Annotated in this window: 16 protein-coding genes; 11 read left to right on the forward strand and 5 right to left on the reverse strand. The window is 65.8% G+C overall.

All coding sequences use genetic code 11. The features are described from left to right. Positions 1–219: 219 nt before the first annotated feature. Entirely contained in the window at positions 220–1,896 is a 1,677-nt protein-coding gene (locus tag AWC16_RS24160; RefSeq protein WP_125079731.1) for a hypothetical protein, read from the forward strand. 596 nt (positions 1,897–2,492) lie between these two features. On the opposite strand, the gene AWC16_RS22920 is transcribed toward AWC16_RS24160, so the two are convergent. Next, the gene (locus tag AWC16_RS22920) at positions 2,493–3,236 is read right to left on the reverse strand and encodes a TetR/AcrR family transcriptional regulator (protein ID WP_046189997.1); all 744 of its coding nucleotides are present in this window, start codon (positions 3,234–3,236) and stop codon (positions 2,493–2,495) included. Between the two features lie 209 nt (positions 3,237–3,445). Between AWC16_RS22920 and AWC16_RS22925 the strand changes: the two genes are divergently transcribed. The 5 genes from AWC16_RS22925 (at position 3,446) to AWC16_RS22945 (ending at position 12,764) form a co-directional block, all read left to right on the forward strand. Then, a complete protein-coding gene (locus tag AWC16_RS22925; RefSeq protein WP_046189984.1) occupies positions 3,446–3,880 on the forward strand; it encodes a DUF6188 family protein in 435 nt (144 codons plus the stop codon). Between the two features lie 110 nt (positions 3,881–3,990). Beyond that, positions 3,991–7,164, forward strand: a complete 3,174-nt coding sequence (locus tag AWC16_RS22930; protein WP_188108924.1) for an MMPL/RND family transporter — start codon at positions 3,991–3,993, stop codon at positions 7,162–7,164. Between the two features lie 799 nt (positions 7,165–7,963). After that, a complete protein-coding gene (locus AWC16_RS22935; protein WP_085267011.1) occupies positions 7,964–8,983 on the forward strand; it encodes a hypothetical protein in 1,020 nt (339 codons plus the stop codon). A gap of 141 nt (positions 8,984–9,124) precedes the next feature. After that, positions 9,125–11,227: a heavy metal translocating P-type ATPase gene (locus AWC16_RS22940; protein ID WP_085267012.1), complete on the forward strand. Its 2,103-nt coding sequence runs from the start codon at positions 9,125–9,127 to the stop codon at positions 11,225–11,227. A 58-nt stretch (positions 11,228–11,285) separates the two neighbouring features. Next, positions 11,286–12,764 carry a multicopper oxidase family protein gene (locus AWC16_RS22945; RefSeq protein ID WP_085267029.1) on the forward strand — a complete coding sequence of 493 codons (1,479 nt, stop codon included), beginning with the start codon at positions 11,286–11,288 and terminating at the stop codon, positions 12,762–12,764. Here AWC16_RS22945 and AWC16_RS22950 read toward each other — a convergent pair. Further along, positions 12,761–13,012, reverse strand: coding sequence for a hypothetical protein (locus AWC16_RS22950; RefSeq protein WP_085267013.1), 252 nt, complete (start codon positions 13,010–13,012; stop codon positions 12,761–12,763). The two genes, AWC16_RS22945 and AWC16_RS22950, sit on opposite strands and share 4 nt — an antisense overlap. 163 nt (positions 13,013–13,175) lie before the next feature. Between AWC16_RS22950 and AWC16_RS22955 the strand changes: the two genes are divergently transcribed. From AWC16_RS22955 to AWC16_RS22965, 3 genes are all read left to right on the forward strand, one after another. After that, positions 13,176–13,583 carry a four-helix bundle copper-binding protein gene (locus AWC16_RS22955; protein ID WP_085267014.1) on the forward strand — a complete coding sequence of 136 codons (408 nt, stop codon included), beginning with the start codon at positions 13,176–13,178 and terminating at the stop codon, positions 13,581–13,583. A gap of 343 nt (positions 13,584–13,926) precedes the next feature. Then, complete coding sequence (gene ricR / locus AWC16_RS22960) at positions 13,927–14,217, forward strand: copper-sensing transcriptional repressor RicR (RefSeq protein ID WP_085267015.1); 291 nt, start codon at positions 13,927–13,929, stop codon at positions 14,215–14,217. Positions 14,218–14,881: 664 nt separating this feature from the next. Next, positions 14,882–15,526, forward strand: coding sequence for a DUF5134 domain-containing protein (locus AWC16_RS22965; protein WP_085267016.1), 645 nt, complete (start codon positions 14,882–14,884; stop codon positions 15,524–15,526). Between the two features lie 126 nt (positions 15,527–15,652). Here the strand turns inward: AWC16_RS22965 and AWC16_RS22970 are convergent, their stop codons facing one another. Beyond that, complete coding sequence (locus AWC16_RS22970) at positions 15,653–16,426, reverse strand: DUF2182 domain-containing protein (RefSeq protein WP_085267017.1); 774 nt, start codon at positions 16,424–16,426, stop codon at positions 15,653–15,655. Next, positions 16,423–16,872 carry a heavy metal-responsive transcriptional regulator gene (locus AWC16_RS22975; RefSeq protein ID WP_085267030.1) on the reverse strand — a complete coding sequence of 150 codons (450 nt, stop codon included), beginning with the start codon at positions 16,870–16,872 and terminating at the stop codon, positions 16,423–16,425. Before AWC16_RS22975 ends, AWC16_RS22970 begins: the two co-directional genes overlap by 4 nt. Before the next feature lie 120 nt (positions 16,873–16,992). On the opposite strand from AWC16_RS22975, the gene AWC16_RS22980 reads away from it, so the two are divergent. Next, complete coding sequence (locus AWC16_RS22980; RefSeq protein ID WP_085267018.1) at positions 16,993–17,289, forward strand: DUF1490 family protein; 297 nt, start codon at positions 16,993–16,995, stop codon at positions 17,287–17,289. Positions 17,290–17,344: 55 nt separating this feature from the next. Beyond that, positions 17,345–19,675, forward strand: a complete 2,331-nt coding sequence (locus tag AWC16_RS22985) for a copper-translocating P-type ATPase (protein ID WP_109561555.1) — start codon at positions 17,345–17,347, stop codon at positions 19,673–19,675. Between the two features lie 122 nt (positions 19,676–19,797). Here the strand turns inward: AWC16_RS22985 and AWC16_RS22990 are convergent, their stop codons facing one another. Beyond that, positions 19,798–21,030 carry a PPE family protein gene (locus AWC16_RS22990; protein ID WP_085267019.1) on the reverse strand — a complete coding sequence of 411 codons (1,233 nt, stop codon included), beginning with the start codon at positions 21,028–21,030 and terminating at the stop codon, positions 19,798–19,800. Between the last annotated feature and the right edge of the window lie 4 nt (positions 21,031–21,034).

Genomic DNA, 21,034 nt, shown 5'->3' on the forward strand with positions numbered 1-21,034 from the left:
GAAACATGGCCGTCGGACACGAAGGCGTCTACCCCGAGTCCGGTGGACTCGCCCGGTGCTCGACGCTCGACTTGGTCGCCGGACTGCGACGGCTACAGATTCAACAACGAACCTGGGCGGACTCCAGGCAACTCTGCGATCCTTTCGGCGGACGAGACGCGCGCGGCGGTCCGCGCGCCTGGGGGATTGCTGTCGCCATGCGTACTTAACATCGTCATCATGACCGGAGAGGGCGATTGGCCCGAAGAGAAGACAGCCGGCGAAGAGCCGCGACAATCCGCTGCGGCGAACCCAAGTCGTAAGCCCGCTCGCGACGAGCGCGACCGAAGTCTTGAACGCATCGAGAAAGTTCTCTATGGGGTGCGACGTACGCGATCAGCCAAGCTGGCGCCTGATCGGTTCCTGACGCCGATCGACTACCTCATCAACCTAAATATGCAGTACCGCGCCCACCGCAGGGCGCTAGCCGGCTTCCGATGGGGCGATGAGGATGAGTGCACCGTTCCACCCACTGACCATGTTCGAATCCCGTCGCTGTTCGTCGTCGAACTCTTCCCACCGAGTGTTAAGGAAAATCTGGACCAAGCAATAAATCGAAACCGCTGGGATACAAAGCAATTACGAATGCTCGGCCGCCGCTATATGCCTACTCCCGACGAGGCTAGATCGGGAGCCCGCTGGACGTGGTGGAACCTCGGCGAGGTTGTACGTCGCGGTAGCAATGCCATCGGCCATGATGCCGTCCGTCGAAAGATGCCCAAAGAGTTCGATCGAGTCGAACTCAAAGCTCTTCAGATCGGCCAAGGGATCACGGCTGTCATGGCGAAGTTCGATCTTGATGACGACGCGATATCTCGGCTCGATGAGGCTTGGCACCGGGATTACCAGCCTGAAATGTATTGGGGTAAGCGGGGTGGGGAGTGGCCACGACCCTTGGACCCCGATTTTGTGGCGTTCCGAAGGGTGCAAGAGGAACGAGGTCGCCTGCATGGTGCTGCACGGCAATGGTTTTCCGCTAAGTGGCCCGGGTTTTTTGCAACAAATGGACAGCCGCAGCCTTTACTGGATGTCGTCCTGTTCGATGAGATAAGTGCCTACCCCGAGACGCGTCCAGCGAGAGGGGTTGATGGAGCTGTTCGCGCCCTCGGGCTTCCGCATACGGTCTACGTTCAGAGGTCGAGCAAGCTCCCGGCAATGACCATCGGGGAGCGGGATATACGAACTGACTCGGACATGGAGGATCGCCGAACGTGGGCGATTTGGGGCAACCGAACCGAGATCCTCGCCGGCCTCACGAAGGAGCTTACGTCCTATGGGCTTGGCCAGAATGACAGTTCGATCGCTTACTACGTCCGAGGCGCGGTTGAGGACTATTTTTTACGGTTGTCCATAAGCGAAATGCTGGAAGTGTGTCAGGGGCGGTACGCATCGATGCGAGACGCTGCCCGCCAACACGGCCAGCTGGGCCGCCTACGAGCTAGCTTGCTGACCCTCAGCGTCGACATGAGCAGCATTGACCGAGACATTCGGGCATACAACGGACGCGGCTGGCGGCGAGACCCGGCACAGTTCTTCTTCGAAGAAGCGCCGTTTCTCGTCGCCGAAGGCGTCGAACGCGGCCGTGAGATACGTGAGCCGATCAACATGAATGAGCACCTACTGAATGAACAGATGGGAATGCTCGAAACGCTGCTGGCCGCAGACGAGGATTATCGCGGCATTTTGACTGCGGCAGCGTCTCTGACGTCGTCGCTGGAGTCCCTTCGGGTGGCCAAAACGGCTGTATGGGTGGCGATCTCCTCGCTGGGCGTTGCCGCGGCTACTTTGCTGATTACGAATGTGTCAGACGACAACCTGTTTGGCGTCCTTGCGCGTTGGCTTGGCCGGCTTCACTGATTGGGACGGAGCCGCCAGCGCCATCATCACCCGGACGGTCGCCTCAGAGGTGCTGCCGGCTCGGGGCGACCAGATACCTGGCGGTCACGTGACGAAACGATGTGCGCGTCGCCGGTTGCCGGCGCACCGGGTCATCTCTGCATAAGCCGCAGATCGTAGATGTCCGTTGGCATCTGACGTGGGGCATTGTCACGGCATCTGAGGTATCGGCGTGTCTTTGCCAATCTATCTGGGGTACTGCCCGTAGCCTCGACTCAGTGTGCGCTGCAACGGTGGCGGCATGGCCGCAGGTCACTCGACCTGGCGGACCCGGGCATACCCCCAACCGCCCAGCACACCGTTCCGACACGTCGGACAGCCGATCTCGCCGGCCAAAAGCCGGGACTCGACGCAGGCCAAATCAACCTCTACCGTCACCATCAGTGCCTGCGAGCACTACAGCGCGGCACCCAGCGAGCCGACAAAGACTTTAGCGGGGTGTCGCGCACCCATCAGTTACCTCGTCACACTGATGGTGAACACGAGCCCAAGCAACCGGCAGATCCGGCCGACCGGCCTATCGGCAACCCCAGTGGCGAATCCCCACCCCGTGGTCGTCACCCAGAGAGACGGTCAACATCCGTTCTCGCTTGACCTGAGGCACTGTTTGCTGCCTGACCAGCGGTTGAATTATCGCCGGCCGGTGTGGTTGCGGGTTCCCTGTCCTTGTGTCGGTGGGAGGCGAGGAAGTCGTCGACGATGCGTGTGCAGTCGTGGGCAGTCATGGTGCGCAGGCCGGTCATCCGCGCGAAGGCGAATGGCCCGATGAGTTGGCACAGTACGAGTTCGACGTCGAAGTCGCCGAGTTCAGCGCGGGCTTCGGCGCTTTGCAGTATGGCGTCGAAGGGTTGTCGGTATTGGTCAATGACTCGTGCGCGCAGGGCCCTAGGGGCGTGCTCGGTACTGGCGTGATCGGTGGTTGCGGTGGGGCCCAGGGCGAGCCAGGCCAGCGCGGTGACGTGCAGCGGGGCGTCGTCGAATAAGGCGGCCTGGCGGGTGAGCAGTTCGATGAGCCGTTCGCGCAGCGTTCCACTGGCGGGTGCAGGCGGGGTGACTTGGGGCAGTAGCCGCTCGAAGGTCGCTGCAAGCAGCTGCGACGAGCTGTTGAAATGACGGTAGAGGGTGGTGCGAGCCACCTTGGAGGCTTTGGTGACCGCATCAATGGTGACGGCCTCAACGCCGCCGCTGGTGAGCAGTGCGGCCGCTGCGTCCAGTAGGCGATTGCGAGACCGGATCCGGCGGGGGTCGATGTCGTCATCGTCCTTGCTGTCATCGTGGCCGAACTGCAACCGGCTGCTCACCTCGCTCACCTCGCTGCTTCCGGGTTTTTGGCCGGCGTTGCGCGCTTGGGCCGATTATGGCACCAACGGTAGCCCAGCGAAACGGTTCGTCGCTGGCAGTGCCATCGTGTTCCGGATTGGCTCCGTGACACCCAGTGATTGCTACCGCTAGTAGTGTAGCGCTACCAATAGTACCATTTGTGCATCGCTCGACGGTTGATGGAGGCGCCATGTACACCCAATGGATCCAAGCGTGCACTGTGCAGCGGGTGTCGCTGCGTGGCGGGCTGATGTTGGGCTTCGATGACGGCAATGAGGTGGTCATCTACAGTCCGCTGCTGCTTACGTTGCCCGCTGTCGGTGACTTTCCGATCGAGGCAGTGTTCATCGACCCCGCCCGGGTCGCGACTCATGAGATCCCACTGCTGGACTTCGCCGGCGCGGTGTGCACGCAGGCATGGTGCGGTGATGGCGGTGCGCTGCACCTTGGCTTTTCGAGCGGACACGGCATCGACGTTGACGCCCATCCGGAGGTCACCGCCTGGGAGTTGTACGGCCGGCACCATGGCTACATGGCGTGCCTGCCGCAAGGGCGGGTCCGGGTGGTCCGCTATGACGTCCCCGAGGCCTACGACTCCGAGGTAGATCTCGCCGCACGTCGTTAATGGTTCATTCCGCAATGGCCTACGCCGGGCCGCGCGTGGGGCCCGGAATAGCACCCGTTTCGACCACTGTGGCACTATGAGTAGCGTAGCGATATCGAAAGTTTCGTTTGATGGGGGGTGGGGTGATCGACGGCGATCGGGACTTCTCGGGTACCACAGCGACACTGCCGAAACGGACTGGCGGTTCGGCCCCTGCGGCCGCTTCCAGCGAGTACAGCGTGCGATTGGCCGCCCTGGCCGGGTTCACGGTGCGACACAAGGCGCTGGTGATGGGGGCATGGGTCGGCGTTGCGCTCGTGCTGGCGCTGCTGTTTCCTCAGCTGGAGACGGTGGTGCGGCAGCAGTCGGTAAATCTGCTCCCCGGCGATGTCCCGTCGTTTCAAACGGTGGACCGCATGAGCGCGGCGTTCAGCGAACAGGGTTCCAAAACGATGGTGTTCGTGGCGATGGAAGACCCCGCCGGGTTAACCCCCGCGGTGCGGCAGCACTACGAGCAGCTCGTGGCGCGGCTCAGCGCCAACACCGATCACGTCCTGCTGGTTGAAGACTTGCTGGCCGACCCTGTCACCGCGGCCCACGCGGTCAGCAACGATCACCAAGCTTGGTATCTGCCGGTGGGTGTGGCTGGCACCCTGGGTGACCCCACCGCGGCCGCCTCCGTGCAGGCGGTGCGCGATATCGCCGCTGGGGTGTTCGCCGGCACGTCGACCACAGCGTATGTGACGGGGCCGACGGCGACCTTCAGTGACATGATCGCCTCTGCCGAGCATGACCTGCTGCTGATTTCGATCGCGACTGCCGGCTTGATCGCGCTGATCCTGCTGATCGTGTACCGGTCGGTATTCACCGCGCTGCTGCCGCTGCTGGTGATCGCAGTGAGCCTGGCCGTTGGGCGCGGTGTGCTATCGGTACTGGGCGAGCTGGGCATGCCTGTCTCGCAGTTCACCGTGGCGTTTATGACCGCGATCCTGCTGGGTGCAGGCACCGATTACACCGTATTCTTGATCAGCCGCTATCACGAGCAGCGGCGCACACACGTGCCCGCCGACCAGGCCGTTATCCACGCTACCGCCAGCATCGGTCGGGTGATCCTGGCCTCGGCGGCCACCGTCGCGTTCGCGTTTTTGGCTATGGTGTTCGCCCGCCTGAGTGTGTTCGCCGCGCTCGGCCCTTCGTGTGCGGTCGCAGTGCTGATCGGATTCGCAGCCACCGTCACACTGCTGCCGCCGGTGCTGGCGCTCGCGTCCAAACACGGCATCGGCGAACCCAAATCCGATCGCACCCGCCGGTACTGGAACAGCGTCGCGGTCGCGGTGGTCCGGCGCCCCGGCCGGTTATTGATCACCAGCCTGGTCATATTACTGCCCTTGGCAGGAGTCGCAGCGACAATGAAAATCAGCTACGACGACCGCAAAGGCCAGCCCGCCAGCACCGCGAGCAACCAGGGCTACCAGCTGCTGGACCACCACTTCGGCAAAGATATCGTCATCCCTGAATTCCTGGTGGTGGAAAGCCCCACCGACATGCGCACCGGTAAGGGGCTGGCAGACCTCGACGAAATGGCCTCCCGCATCTCCCAGATCCCCGGCGTCACCAAAGTCTCCGGGATCACCCGGCCCACCGGAGAGCGCCTCGAACAGGCCCGACTCTCGTGGCAGAACGGCCAGATCGGTGACAAGTTGGCTGGCGCCGTCGCCGACGGCAACGAACGCAAGGACGACCTCACCAAGCTCACCGACGGCGCCGACCAACTCGCCAGCGGGCTCGCACAGCTTGACACCACCCTGCGCAGGGCTTTGACACCACTGACCGGGATACTGGCTCAAGCTCAGTCCGCGGGCGCTCAGGCCCAGCAGTTCCGACCGTTGCTCCAACAGCTTTCAGCGACCGCCCCGGCCATCGACCACGCAATCCAATCCGGCCCCGGGCTGCGACCTTTGGCGGAACAAGCCCAAAGCGCCATCACAATCCTCGACCCCCTCGCCGCCGCCCTCAACACCTCCCCGTGGTGCCTCACCACGCCGCAATGCGCCCAGATCCGTGATCAGGTTCAGATTCTGGTGAGCTTGCGCGACAGCGGATTCTTCACCGAGGTCGCCGACCTCGGTGACCACTACAACCCCACCAGCAACGCCACCGTGGCTGGCGCCCTCACCGATGTCCAAAACGCGGTGACCGGCCTGGACAAGGCCTTCGGAGCCCTCGGTGATCCCACTGATCTGGCCGGCAACATAGGTCGACTCCAAGACGGCATCAGTCGACTCGCCTCGGGCGCCCAAGCACTGGCAACCGGCGTGCACACCTTGGCCGACAGCAACATCGAACTGCTGTCCGGGATGAGCCAGATCGCCACCCAACTGCAGAACTCGGCTCGCGCCAGCGCCTCCTCAGACTCTGCCAGCGGCTTCTACCTGCCCGCCAACGTCTTCGAGAACCGCCGATTCGCCGATGTGGCGAAACAATTCCTGTCAGCCGACGGCAAAGCCGCACGCTTCGCCATCGAATCGACACCCGACCCCTACAGTGGCGCAGCAATCCGCCTGGCGCACGAGATCGTCGACGTTGCCAACGCGGCGCGCCCCAACACATCACTGGCAGACGTCACCGTCTCGGTTGCCGGGTTCCCCGCCGTCAACTCCGACATCCAACGGCTGCTGCGGGCGGACTTCGCCCAACTGGCCATCGCCACCCTGCTCATTGTCGGCCTCATCCTCGTGGTGTTGCTGCGCGCCGTGCTGGCCCCGCTGTACCTGCTGGGCACCGTCGTGTTGAACTACCTGGCCTCACTCGGCATCGGCGTCCTGATCTTCCAATGGGGACTCAACTACGAAATCGCCTGGCCGGTGCCGCTGTTGGCATTCATCATCCTGGTAGCAGTCGGCGCCGACTACAACATGCTGCTCGTCTCACGGCTGCGCGAAGAATCCGGACCCAACATCCGCGTCGGCGTACTACGCACCGTCGCCAACACCGGCTCCGTCATCACCTCAGCCGGCCTGATCTTCGCCGCCAGCATGTTCGGCCTCACCACCGGCTCGATCGCCATCATGATCCAGGCCGGCCTCATCATCGGCTGTGGGCTCCTCCTCGACACCTTCCTGGTGCGCACCCTCACCGTCCCCGCCATCGCCACACTGCTGCGCGAAGCCAGCTGGTGGCCCAACGTGCGGCACCGTCATCGCGGCCGACGGACCCGACAAGTTGCTGATCGTAGATCCACTAGCGAATCGGCCAGGCATGGTCAGGATGGTCAGGGCGTACCGGGAAGCGGTGAACGAGGCTGATGGGACCGAGCCGACGGCACGAGCGCGGGCTCGTGTCTCATGCTTCGGGTCCCAGCCGGAGCCAAGCAGTGTTCCTTCTGGCCGACAGCCCGGGCCCGCGCTCGTTCCCCGCCACGAAAGTCCACTTACCCCAGTTCAAATGGCAAACCATCCGCTGCCGATTGTCACTTGATCTGAGGCACCGCAGGTCAGCGTCCCCGACCTGCCTCAGATAGATCGACAACGGACAGTAGAACGGCCGAAGAAATGACACGAACTTGAGACAAACCCAGATGACAACACGTGAGACAACCTGCATCGCCGCAGCTCAGAGCGACACCGTATGACGCGCAGCATGAGAACCTACAGATTTGTAGGGCCTCACGCTGCGTGTCATATTCTCAGCGGCGGTGTCATCTCCTTGTCATACGTCTCACGAACGTGTCATACACGTTTACGCATACCTACCGGGTGGGCATCGGTGGCAAGCCCGTGGCCCAAATGCGCGCGGGCGAGCGGAATCCCAACTCCATTTCGGGTCGACCCGGCATCGCAGTCACCGACCAGAACTTCCGAATCAGACAGAGCCACAGCCCATTTGCTCACACCGTCGCGATCGCCGGCTAGCACCAGTGCCTTGAGTCCGAAGCGGGTGCGCACGACCAGGGACGATGTCGGCGAACACGACCGGGGCACTGGGAGCATGCTTAGGATAGGGTAACCTATGCACGTACCCTATACGGGTACACCGCATATGTTCCGTTCACAGGTGGCGTGCGCTCGCTCAAGGCGCACGCACATACTTAGCAAGGGAGATGTCGTGTCATTAGTTCTTGGATCCGCTCCGACCGGATCCGGCGCCGCCAGCACGAGCCGATTCGCGGCAGCAGGTGTCGCCTTGGTAGGAACCGCCCTGATTCTCGCCAATCCGGCCGTACCCGCTCCGCCCGATATTCAGCACAGTCATGTTCACCTGACCGCTGGTGCCGACGACTTCATGGGCTGGTCCTCGGTATTCGAGCGGGCGGGGGACAACCTCGACGCATTGTTCAGCAACTCCAACATCCCCGGGCTGCTGGAGCAGATCGGCGGCAACCTGACGGACTACAGCCAGCTGATCATCGGCATGGAAAACGTCCCGCTCGACGTGAGAATTGTCGATGGAGAACCCATGACCAGGTTCGTCACCTCGGGGTTTGCGGGTGTCGGTGAGGCGTTGCAGAAGATGATTTTTGGAGTTGAAAGCGACCCCTTCAAGTACCCCGGGCTGGAAACTCTGTTCGAACGCATGGCCGGCTACGCCGCGGACGGCAACGCTTTCGGGGTCTTCAACGACCTCAACGTCTGGGCTCTCTACGGACTCGAGGACATCGGGAAGGCTATGGCTCCCGTGCTGTCCATTCCCGCCCGGATGCTGGAGAACGTTTCGAGTGCCGTTTCTGAGTTTGTTGGGCCCCTCGACGCGTGGTCTTTCATAACGGAATTCAGCGGGACTCTGATGGAACCGGTGATCGGGGTCTTTTACCAGCTGTCGAACACCATCACACAGGCTGTCGGCGGAGACCTGAATGCGCTGCTCAGTGCCCCCGCCGATCTCATGAACGCCCTGATCAATGGGTGGGAGGTCCCCGACACCCCAAACGTGTTCGTTGGGCTGCTCAATGACGGAAGCCTGTTTGACGTGCTGCTGGTGGACTGGCCGGCACGGTTGGCCGAAGCGCTTGCGGTGGGCACGGCGGATCTGCCGACCAATGTGGCCAGCGCCGCGGCGGACGCCGTCGACCCCGGCGCCTTCCTGGACCTGTTCGGGTCCGGGGACGTGCTGAGCGGTCTTTTCTAGCGAAACGGCGGGCGGGACGGACTGCGACCGGTTCGTCCCGCCCCGCCGCGGCGGTGCAGTCAGGGCGGGCGCCAACCAGGGGGAGCACGGCATCCGCTGACCGCTTGCCATCAATACCCCATACGGGTATATGTTGGCGGTATGACTGCCCCCCATGAACACGGTCACGCCATGCTGATGGACGCCGACGCCCCGAGCCACGCCGACCATGGTCATGGTCACGGGGATCATGCCGCGCAGTTCCGGCGGCTGTTTTGGATAATGCTGGTACTGGCGGTCCCGACCGTTGCGCTGTCGGGAATGTTCGCGATGATCGTCGGTTACACGATCCCGGCGTTGCCCGGCGTGACGTGGGTGGCGCCCGTTCTCGGCACGATTATCTACGTCTGGGGTGGTGCGCCGTTCCTCACCGGGGCGATCAGCGAGATCCGGTCCCGCGCACCGGGAATGATGCTGCTGATCGGATTGGCGATCACAGTGGCGTTCGTCGCGTCGTGGGGTGCGAGCCTGGGTGTGTTGAGCCCGCAGTTGGAGTTCTGGTGGGAACTGGCGCTGCTGGTCGTGATCATGCTGCTGGGGCATTGGCTGGAGATGCGGTCGCTGGCGCAAACCACATCGGCGCTGGACTCATTGGCGGCGCTGTTGCCTGATGAAGCCGAACGCGTCGAGGGCGACACCGTGGTCAGTGTCGCGCCGGCCGAGCTGCGAGTCGCTGATGTGGTGTTGGTGCGCCCGGGCGGCACCATTCCGGCTGACGGCACGGTGGTCGAGGGTGCGGCGGCACTGGATGAGTCTATGGTCACCGGTGAATCGCGCACGGTGCGCCGCTCAGTCGGGGACAGCGTCGTCGCCGGCACTGTAGCTACCGACTCCGGGCTGCGGGTGCAGGTCACCGCGGTCGGTGATCAGACGGCGCTGGCCGGGATCCAGCGTCTGGTCATGCAGGCGCAGAACTCGTCATCGCGGGCGCAACGGCTCGCCGACGTCGCCGCCGGCTGGCTGTTCTGGTTCGCGCTGGGCGCGGCGGTCATCACCGCGGTGGTGTGGGGCATGCTCGGTCACCCGGACCAGGCGGTGACTCGGGTGATCACCGTGCTGGTGATCGCCTGCCCGCACGCGCTGGGGCTGGCCATCCCGCTGGTGGTGTCGATCGCCACCGAGCGGGCCGCGAGAGGCGGCGTACTGATCAAAGACCGGCTGGCACTGGAAAGCATGCGCACCGTCGGCGTGGTGCTGTTCGACAAGACCGGCACCTTGACCAAGGGTGAGCCGGCGGTGACCGACGTTGTCGCACAAGCCGGTGCCGAGGACGACGTGCTGGCTTTGGCGGCGGCCGCCGAATCCGACAGCGAGCATCCGCTGGCCCGCGCGATCGTGGCCGCCGCCCGCTGGCGCGAGCTGACGGTGCCCAAGGCGAGTGAGTTCGCGTCGTCGCCGGCCGTCGGTGTGAGCGCCACCGTCGGCGGGCGCGCCGTGCACGTCGGTGGGCCGGCGATGCTGGCAGAGCAGCACCTCGACGAATTACCGCAGGTGCAGCCGTGGCGCGACGAGGGCGCGATCATCTTGCACGTGGTAGCCGACGGCACGGTGGTCGGGGCGCTGAAACTGGCAGACGCGGTGCGTGCCGAATCCGTGCAGGCCGTCAATGCCCTGCACCGGCTTGGGATCCGAGTCGCGATGATCACCGGCGACGCCGAAGCCGTCGCGCAGGCGGTGGCCGGCGAGCTGGGCATCGACCGGGTCTTTGCGGGAGTACGTCCCGAAGACAAGGCGGCCAAGGTTATCGAGCTGCAGCGCGAGGGTGCCACGGTGGCCATGGTCGGCGACGGCGTCAACGACGCGCCGGCGCTGGCCCAAGCCGATGTGGGCATCGCGATCGGCGCCGGCACCGATGTCGCGATCGCCTCCGCGGGGGTCATTTTGGCCAGTTCGGATCCGCGTTCGGTGCTCTCGGTCATTGAGCTGTCCAAGGCGACCTACCGCAAGATGACGCAGAACCTGTGGTGGGCGGGCGGCTACAACGCCATCGCGGTTCCGCTGGCCGCCGGCGTGCTGGCCCCGGTGGGCTTTGTGTTGCCCATGTCGGTGGGCGCGATCCTGATGTCGCTGTCGACTATTGTCGTCGCGCTCAACGCCCAACTGCTGCGGCGCCTGGACCTGCACCCGCAGGCCAGCGTGGCGGCGATGGATTCCGCGAACGTTGACCATGCACACCACGTGCCGGCGGGAACGAATCCCCACTAGAGCGGGCACTAACCGGACGACAGGCCAAAAAGATGAGAGAGTCGGCGTGAACGGATCGATGGACCTTCAGCTGAACCGGCGGGCGTTTATCACCGCCTCGCTAGTCGGCGGAGCCGGGGTGGTGCTGGCCGCTTGCGGCCGCTCGACGAGCCCGGCAGGGGTAAACCTCGACGCGGCGATCGCCGCGGCCGAAGCGGCCCGCCCGCACACCGGACGCACCGTCACCGCCACGCTGACACCGCAACCGGCGAGCGTCGATCTCGGTGGCCCGCTGGCACGGACGCTGGCCTACGGCAGCGGCATACCCGGCCCGCTGATCCGCGCCAATGTCGGCGACGAACTCGCCGTCACCGTCGCCAACCGGCTCGATCACCCCACCTCGGTGCACTGGCACGGCATCGCGCTGCGCAACGACATGGACGGCGCCACCCCGGCCTCGGCCAACATCGCCGCCGGCACCGACTTCACCTACCGGTTCTCGGTGCCGCATCCGGGCACCTACTGGGCGCACCCGCACACCGGGCTAGACGCCGACACCGGCCTGTACTTTCCGGTGATCGTCGACGACCCGACCGAGCCGGGCGCCTACGACGCCGAATGGATCGTGGTGCTCGATGACTGGACCGACGGGATCGGCAAAAGCCCCCAACAGATCTACGACGATCTGCGCGGCGGGCATCAGATGCCTTCGATGGACACCATGCCCGGCATGCCCGCCGCGTCGAGCGCTCTTCTGGGTGGGGACGCCGGCGACGTCACCTACCCGCACTACCTGGTCAACGGACGCATCCCCGCCGCACCGACTGTCTTCGACGCCAAACCCGGGCAGCGGATCCGGATCCGGTTCATCAACGCCGGCTCCGACACCGCCTTCCGGGTCGCGCTGGCCGGACATGTCATGACGGTCACGCACACCGACGGCTATCCGGTGGTACCCACCGACGTTGATGCGCTGCTGCTCGGGATGGGTGAACGCTACGACGTCATCGTCACCGCCGGCGACGGCATGTTCCCGTTGGTGGCGCTGGCCGAGGGCAAGAACACGCTCGGACGGGCGCTGCTGTCCACCGGGGCCGGTGCACCACCTGAGGCCAGTTTTCGGCCGACCGAACTCAACGGCAGGGTCGGCACGGTGGAGATGTTCACCGCCACCCCCGCCGCCGGGCTCGGGTCGGCGAACTCCGACGTTGACCTCGCCGTTGATCTGACCGGTTCGATGGTGAAATACGACTGGGGCATCAACGGCAGGCCCTACCCCGACAACGCGCCGCTGACCATCAAGCAAGGCCAGCGGGCCACCGTGGCGTTCACCAACTCCACCGAGATGTGGCACCCCATGCACGTGCACGGCCATACGTTCCAGATGATCAAACCCGATGGCAGCCTGGGGGCCCGCAAAGACACCGTCATCGTGTTGCCCCAGCAGAAAGTGAGCGCCGTGCTGGTCGCCGACAACCCCGGCGACTGGATGATCCACTGCCACAACACCTACCACAAAGACGCCGGCATGATGACCAGCCTCAACTACACCACCTAAAGGGTGCGCCGAGCCGGTAGCTGTCTTTGCGTGGTGGCGCGCTGGTCCCCGGCGATCCGGATGATCTCGTCGGCGACCAATTGCGGTTCGGTCAGGAGCGCTTGACGATTCGGGTGCACCGCGGCGACGTGACGCGCGGCGAGCCGTGTCGCAGTGTGGCGGTGCGCCGCGATGAACGCCTCACGAATGGGCCTGTCGAAGATCGTCGACTTCATCCCCGAGAACACCGTGACCGGGGTGTCGCCCACGGTTGGCGGGTTTCGTCGCAGGCCGCGCAGGTCCTCGAGGACCGCTTGCTGCGCCCGCCTCCCCAGTCGCCGGGCAGACCGTTGTGGTTTAGGTGCATACCCGCCCCGGGTACAGCGTTGCTGTCACAACGAGAACGCAGCAATCCACCCCAAGGAGGGGCACATGAGCACCGCTGGCAGCATGCTGAAGTCCTACCCACAAGACCTCGGCGGTGTCGACCGAGACAAGCTGGTGGCCTGTATCGAGGCCTGCATCGAATGCGCGCAGGTATGCACCGCGTGCGCGGATGCCTGTCTGAGTGAAGAATCCGTCGACCAGCTGACCAAGTGCATCCGCACTAACCTTGACTGCGCGGATGTCTGCGAGGCCACCGGCCGGGTTTTGTCTCGACACACCGGCTACGACGCCAATATCAGCCGTAATGTATTGCAATCCTGCGCCACCGCCTGCAAAACCTGTGCCCAAGAGTGCGATAGCCATGCCGGGAGCCATGAGCACTGCCGCGTGTGCGCAGAGGTATGCCACCGGTGCGCGCGGGCATGCCACGAACTCATCGAGTCACTCGGCTGAATGCCTCGCTGGCATCACCGGCCCCCAACACGGTGGCCGTGTGGAGCGAGTCGGACGCTGACGGTGGCGATCTGATGTAGGGGCATGCGGCCGGGCAGTGCCGTGGTGATCGCCACCGTGAACTGCTGGGATTGTCGGGGCGGCGCCCGCGCCGTCATCGGGGGTACCCCTACGGGGTAGGTATCATGGGCGGCATGACACCTACCGATCCTCTGCCGTCCGGCGGTCCTGGCGTATGCCGGGAATCGTTGACGCCGTGGTCGACGATCGGTCGCCGCCGGGGCGCGATCGGCATGGCCGATGCTGCCGAGATCGCCCCGCGGCGAAGACGCCAGGAGGCCAGATGACAACCCCCCACGGATATTCGGCGCAGAAAGAAAACTATGCCAAACGGCTGCGTCGCATCGAAGGGCAGGTGCGTGGGATCGCCAAAATGATCGACGACGACAAGTACTGCATCGACGTCTTGACCCAGATCAGTGCGGTCAACAGCGCAATGCGGTCGGTAGCGCTCAGCCTGCTCGATGAGCACCTCGACCACTGCGTGACCCGCGCGGTTGCAGAGGGCGGCGACGATGCCCACGCAAAGCTGGCCGAAGCCTCTGCCGCCATCGCGCGCCTCGTGCGCTCTTGAGCGCGACGGCGCGGTTAGGCGCCCACGGCCGGGCCGGCGTGCCCCAATTGGCATCGAACAAGCCTTGACCCTCGTACCCTACCGGGGTATGGTCGAAGACATGAACGAGACCAAGGAAACCCAAGCCAGTTGTTGTAAGTCGGGCACCTGTAACTGCGGCGACGCCGCATGCACTCAGGGCCCGGGCTGCCAGTGCGGCCACCCGAAGTGCACTTGCAACAACTGATCAACCCACCACCCAAGCACCGCCACAGCTCTTCGCCCCCTTGGCCTGGGTTCGCTCACTGCGACTGAAGGCCAAGGGGTGCGGCGCGAGCCGAATCCTTCTCATCGCAGGCCGCTAGCGCAAGCGCGACATGCGTCGTGCCCGACGGGCCAGCCACCGACATAACACCGCCGGGCAGGAGCACCAGGGCCCGGCGGGCGTTTTTTCGTGTGCTGACGTCGGCGGGTGAACACCGCACGTCCGGAGCCGCCACGGCGCCTGGGCGGTGGCTTACCTCTGGCAACACCAAACGGACCGTAAGGCAGATTTGATGCAGACCGCGCAGCGCGCAGACCGGTACTGGTTGAGGGCACTGTCGTGTGCCGGATTTGGGTCAGCGGGAGCCCGGCCGGTGTCAGCGTCGCACGGAGCGTTCGCCACGTCGCGGCGTGGCGTTTCGTGATCGACGACCTCGCGCTGCGGTGGATTGTCACCGTCCTGTTCGCCGCGAGCATCGCTGGATACGGGTGCATCCTTGCCGCGCAACACAACCGGTGGACATGCACTGTCAATCACGTGCTGCATCTGGCGATGTCGGCAGCCATGATTGTGATGGCGTGGCCCGCTGGGATGGCCCTGCCGGTGGTCGGCCCGATGATCTTCTTCTTGCTCGCCGCGGGCTGGTTCGTGCTGGCGCCCGGACGGGTGTTCTCCGGTATCGCTGACCGCCTGATCAACAGCTATCACGCCATGAAGATGACGGCGATGGCGTGGATGTATGCGGTGATGAGCGGCCACTTGCCAGGCCAGACCTGCCACCCATCCGGTCACTCCGGACATGGCTCGCCGGGCATGCAGATGGCCGCGATGGACATGTCAGGGCCGGAGGCCGCCTGGACGGAAACCGAACCCGGGTGGATCATCATCGTCAACGCGATCGCCGCTGTCGGCTTCGCCATCGCGGCGCTGTACTGGCTGTATCGCTATGCCGCCGAACGTCGAAGCAACGCTGTGTCGCACCGCCCGCAACCGGTCGTCCTCGGGCCGTTATGCCAGGCATTGATGGCGGCCGGCGCGGCCCTCATGTTCGCCGTGATGGTGTAGCGCTCAACCGGTTCCCCCACGGTCTGCGCGATGCCCTGGCGGGAGGGAAATGACCGACATCGGAGCCGGGCGCCTCCAGTCCTGATCGGCGAGCTATTGCCCGCCACGCCGATAATGCTCTCCTCGTTACAGGAGGTGGCTGACCGATGCGGGGTGCACCAGCAGCGCAACGCCGAGGACCACAAACGTCGCCCCCGCCACCCGTCGCGGCCAATCGCCGAGGGAGGCGATTCTTTCCAGCCAGATCACCACCGAGAGCGCCAGCATCCACGCCAATTGCATGGTACCGAAGGCGATCAGGAGTACGAAGAGCATCCAGCAGCTGCCGAGACAGAACATGCCGTAGCGGGCGCCGGCACACAGGGCCCGGCCCGGGCCGTTGAGCTGCGCGCCCGGCCGCGGGGACGTCGGCGGCTGGCAGTGCCGCAGGCAGGTCGCTTTCAGCGGCGTGAGCTGATACAGCCCGGCGGCCAAAGCTGCGGCACCGGCCAAGCGGCCCGCCCACGGATCGGCGTGTGCCAGTGGTCCATTGAGGCGGCTCCACGCCAGATAGGCCGGGAACCCCGTGGCGCTCCACAGGGTCAGGTATCCGGCGACGAAGACAACCGCCGGGGCGGCGTTACCGACGGCAGCGCCGATATAGGTGCGTACCACGGGCAGGACCGCGGGAAGCATCATCGCCGCCATCATGGCCACCCACGCAAGCAGGAACGCGGCCAACGACATCGGCGTCATGGTGTCCATGGGCATATCTGAGGGGGCGTCCATGGGCATGGCGTCGCCGCCCATTCCTGCGGCGCTGACCACAGACCACCACCAGCCCACACCCGCCACACCCAGCAGGCCGGCCGGCAACCACGTATCGGTCCACGACTGCTGACGTACCTCGCTGCTGCTCACTGCCTATCGCCAACAGGAGCAGGGTCGACGGCGGCGGCGTCGGTCTCCAGATCGGTTTCCAAAATCCAGCACACCGTGGACTGGTCGTGTTCGGTGGGCGCGGCGTGCGCTGCGCGCTCAAGCAGGGTCTGCAGGTGGCCTTCCAGGGCGACCAGTTCGGCGATCTGCGCGCGGACCTGATCGAGACGGGTGCTCAGGATCTGCCGCACGTGCCCGCACGGCAGCTGACCGCGGTCGTGGATCGCCAGGATTTGGCGCACCTTCTGCAAGGTCAACCCCGCCGCTTGGCCCCGATGGATGAACCGGAGCCGTTCTACGATCTCGGGCCCATAGTCGCGATACCCCGATGCGGTACGTGCCGGCGGCGGAAGTAGCCCCGAGTCCTCGTAGAAGCGAATGGTTTTCGCGCTGGTATTGCTGAGCTTCGCCAACTCACCGATCTGCATGGCACCCATCCTTGACCTTCCACTGTACTGGAAGGTCAAGGATGGGTTCAGGTAGCCACACAGCGGGGCCATCAGCGCGTCAGCGCTTGGCGGGCAACAAACAGAAAGGGAGTGCTTGGCATGGCGTGGCATGGATTCTTGGTGAAAGCGGCACCGACAGTGGTGACCGGGGTGGTGGGGGCCGCGGCGTATGAGGCGCTGCGCACGGCCATGGCGAAGGCTCCGCTGCGTCAGGTGACGGTCGCCGTGACCGCCTGGGGCATCCGCGCTGCCCGCGACGCGCAGCGAAAGGCCGAAAAGAACTCTGAACAGGTCCGATTGACGGTCGCCGACGTAATGGCCGAGGCGCGAGAGCGCGCCGGGGACGACGCCGAGCCGGCAACGGCGACGAGCCCCGGTGGAGACCATGACCACTGATGTGCTGCGGGCCGCCGACGCCCCGTTTGAGGTCGTATCGAATGCATCGGGTCGGATGCGGGTGCACGTCAGCGGGTTTGGTGTCGATGCGGTTCGGGCCGTGGCGATCGAGGAGGCGGTCGCCGCGGTGCCGGGTGTGCAGGCGGTGGCAGCCTATCCGCGCACCGCGTCGGTGGTGATTCGGTATTCACCGCAGCGCTGCGACACCGCGGCGGTGCTGACGGCGATCGGGCAAGCCGAGCACCTCCCCGCGGAGTTGGTGCCCACCCGTGCCCCGCACTCGGCCGAGGTGCGCACCCCCGGTGTGGTGCGCAAAGCCTTCGATGGAATCCGCCGATTGCTGGGCGGCCGGCCCGATACCGACGGGCCGCCAGACACCGTGGCCGGTGGCGGGTGTGCGCAGGCACCCGGCGGCGCGTGCGGCACACCGTCATCGGGCGAGCTGAACAGACGGGAGCAGCGCAGGTGGTTGCGGCGGCTGTGGCTGGCAATGCCATTGGCGCTGCTGGCGTCGGTGTCGACGATGGTTTTCGGCGCCTTTGCGTGGGCGGGGTGGGTGGCGTTCGCTGCGACGGTGCCCGTCCAGTTCGTCGCGGGCTGGCCGTTCCTGCGGGGCGCGGTGCAGCAAGCGCGGGCAGGCAGCGCGAACATGGACACGCTGATCGCCCTGGGCACGCTGACCGCGTTTGGTTACTCCACCGTCGAGTTGTTCGCCGGTGGAGCGTTGTTCTTCGAAACTGCGGCGTTGATTGTCGCGTTCGTGGTGTTGGGCCGCTATTTCGAGGCCCGGGCTACCGGCAAGGCGTCCGAGGCGATCAGCAAGCTTGTGGAGATGGGCGCCAAGCAAGCCTGCCTGCTCGTCGATGACCAGGAGCTGCTGGTCCCGGTCGAGCAGGTGCAGGTCGGGGACCTGGTGCGGGTACGGCCCGGGGAGAAGATCCCGGTCGACGGTCAGATCGTCGACGGGCGCGCCGCCGTCGATGAGTCGATGCTGACCGGCGAATCTGTCCCGGCGGAAAAGGGGGTCGGTGACCGAGTGGCCGGGGCGACGGTCAACATCGATGGGCTGCTGAGTGTGCGCGCCACCGCGGTCGGCGCCGATACCGCGCTGGCTCAGATCGTGCGCCTGGTCGAGCAGGCCCAGGGCGGCAAGGCTCCGGTGCAGCGGCTGGCCGACCGGGTTTCGGCGGTGTTCGTTCCGGCTGTTGTCGGTGTTGCCGCGGTGACGTTCGCCGGGTGGACGCTGCTCGCCGCCAACCCGGTCGCCGGGATGACCGCCGCGGTCGCGGTGCTGATCATCGCCTGTCCGTGTGCGCTGGGCCTGGCCACCCCGACGGCGATCACGGTCGGCACCGGCCGCGGCGCGGATCTGGGGATTCTGGTCAAGGGCGGCGAGGTGATGGAAGCCTCGAAAATGATCGACACCGTGGTCTTCGACAAGACCGGCACCCTGACCCGCGCCCAGATGCAGGTCACCGACGTGATTGTCGGCAAGCGGCGGCAGCCCAACCTCGTGCTGCGGATCGCCGCCGCGGCCGAGTCAGGCTCCGAGCATCCCATCGGTGCGGCAATCGTCGCGGCCGCGCGTGAGCTCGGCTTGCAAATTCCGGCAGCGACACAGTTCACCAACCACGCCGGGCGCGGCGTACGGGCCGAGGTCGACGGCCGGAGCGTGCTGGTCGGACGGCGCACGCTTGTCGACGACGACGGTTTGGTGCTGCCGGAGCACCTCGCCGCGGCGGCCGCCGAGCTCGAAGAGCAGGGCCGCACTGCGGTGTTCGTCGGCCGCGACGACCACGTTGTGGGTGTGCTCGCCGTGGCTGACACCGTCAAGGACGACGCTGCCGACGTGGTCGCTGCGCTGCACGCCATGGGGCTGCAGGTCGCCATGATCACCGGCGACAACGCCCGCACGGCCGCCGCGATCGCCACGCAGGTCGGCATCGACCACGTGCTGGCCGAGGTGTTGCCGACCGACAAGGTCACCGAAATCCGGCGGCTCCAGGACGCGGGCAGGGTGGTCGCGATGGTGGGCGACGGCGTCAACGACGCCCCCGCCCTGGTGCAGGCCGATCTGGGCATCGCGATCGGCACCGGCACCGACGTGGCCATCGAGGCCTCCGACATCACGCTGATCTCGGGCCGCCTCGACGGCGTTGTGCAGGCGATCGGGCTCTCACGGCAGACTCTGCGCACCATCCACCAAAACCTGGGCTGGGCCTTCGGCTACAACACTGCCGCGATTCCCCTGGCCGCCCTCGGCTTGCTCAACCCGGTCATTGCCGGAGCGGCGATGGGGCTCTCCTCGGTCAGCGTGGTGACCAACTCGCTGCGGCTACGCCGATTTGGCCGCGACACCCGACAGGGGCTCGCCGCGGCCGCCTAGTTACCCGGCAGTGTTGGGTCACCGCTGCGCACATGGTGCGCCGACCTGCGACGGTCGTGCGGTCAGCGGCCGTGGGGGTGCGATGGGCCCCGCGTGACATCGTGACCGGTGGCAGTTCGAACCTACTGATTCGGCCCTCTTCGTGCGGTTATCCGGCCGCCGGCGACCCGGGGTATCACGGTGGGTGCTTGAAGGCGGAACTGGGGCCGCGTACCGGCGGTGTCGGTAGCGCGTCCGGCCATGCCGGTCAGGGGTGCTGCGCCGAGCAGGCCCGGCGCATCGGTCGAGCCGGTCGCCGTGGCGGTGAGGGTCGCGCCGGACAGGGCCGTGGGGGGGCTGATCGCCGAGGGCAGCCCGGCCCAGGTGTGCGGCACCGACAGGGCGCCCAGGGACGCCGCCCGGCCTAATCCGGCCGACACCGTAGCCGGGGCTCCGGCGCCACCGGCGCCCGCCCAGCCTGCCGGCGCGCCGAGCCCTGCGGTTGGACCCGCCGCGGGTGCCACAGTGGCGCCGGGCGCGGAGGTGCTGGCTGCGGCGGCTGGAAGCAGGGACTTGAGCTGGTTGGCATTTGAGAGCAGTGAGCTGGATATCCATCCGGCCGAACTGGTCATGGATAGACCGGTAGTCAGGGGGCTCAGCGTCGAACTCAGCGACGACAGTGACGAGGAAGTCGATGCGTCGGAGGTCAGCGGCAAGGCGAGCCCCTGCAACGTCGTGGGCACCGCCGACATCGCTTGTGACTCTTGTGACAGTGCACTTTGGGTGTTGGTGGCCGCCGATGTCGCGGTGGCTTGGGTGAGCGCGGCGGCCTGCCCGGTCAGCCCGGACGGGCTGGTGCTGGGGTGCGGAGAAGTGAACGGGGTCAGCGTGGACGCAGCTGCCGAGGCGCCCGCATAGCCATACATGGCAGCGGCGTCTTGGGCCCACATTTCGGCGTAGAGGGCTTCGGTGGCCGCGATCGCCGGGGAGTTTTGCCCGAGGATGTTGGTCGCGATCAGTGACATCAGCTGGCTGCGGTTGGCCGCGATCAGCGGGGGCGGCACCGTCATGGCCCACGCGGTCTCATAGGCGGTGACCGCGGCGCGGGCCTGGGCGGCGGTCTGCTCGGCTTGGGTGGCGGTGCTGTTCAGCCACGCCACATGGCCGGCGGACCCGGCTGCCATTGACGCCGAGGCCGGGCCCAGCCACGGCCCACCGGTGAGATTGGAGACCACCGATGAGTAGGAGGCGGCCGTCGAATACAAATCGGCGGCCAACCCGTCCCAGGCCGCGGCGGCGGCCAGCAAGGGCCCCGACCCCGGCCCGGAATACATTCTGGCGGAGTTGATCTCCGGTGGGAGCGCCCCGAAGTCCATTGTG

The organism is Mycolicibacter longobardus (assembly GCF_002102265.1).
In the GTDB taxonomy this organism is placed as follows: domain Bacteria; phylum Actinomycetota; class Actinomycetes; order Mycobacteriales; family Mycobacteriaceae; genus Mycobacterium; species Mycobacterium longobardum.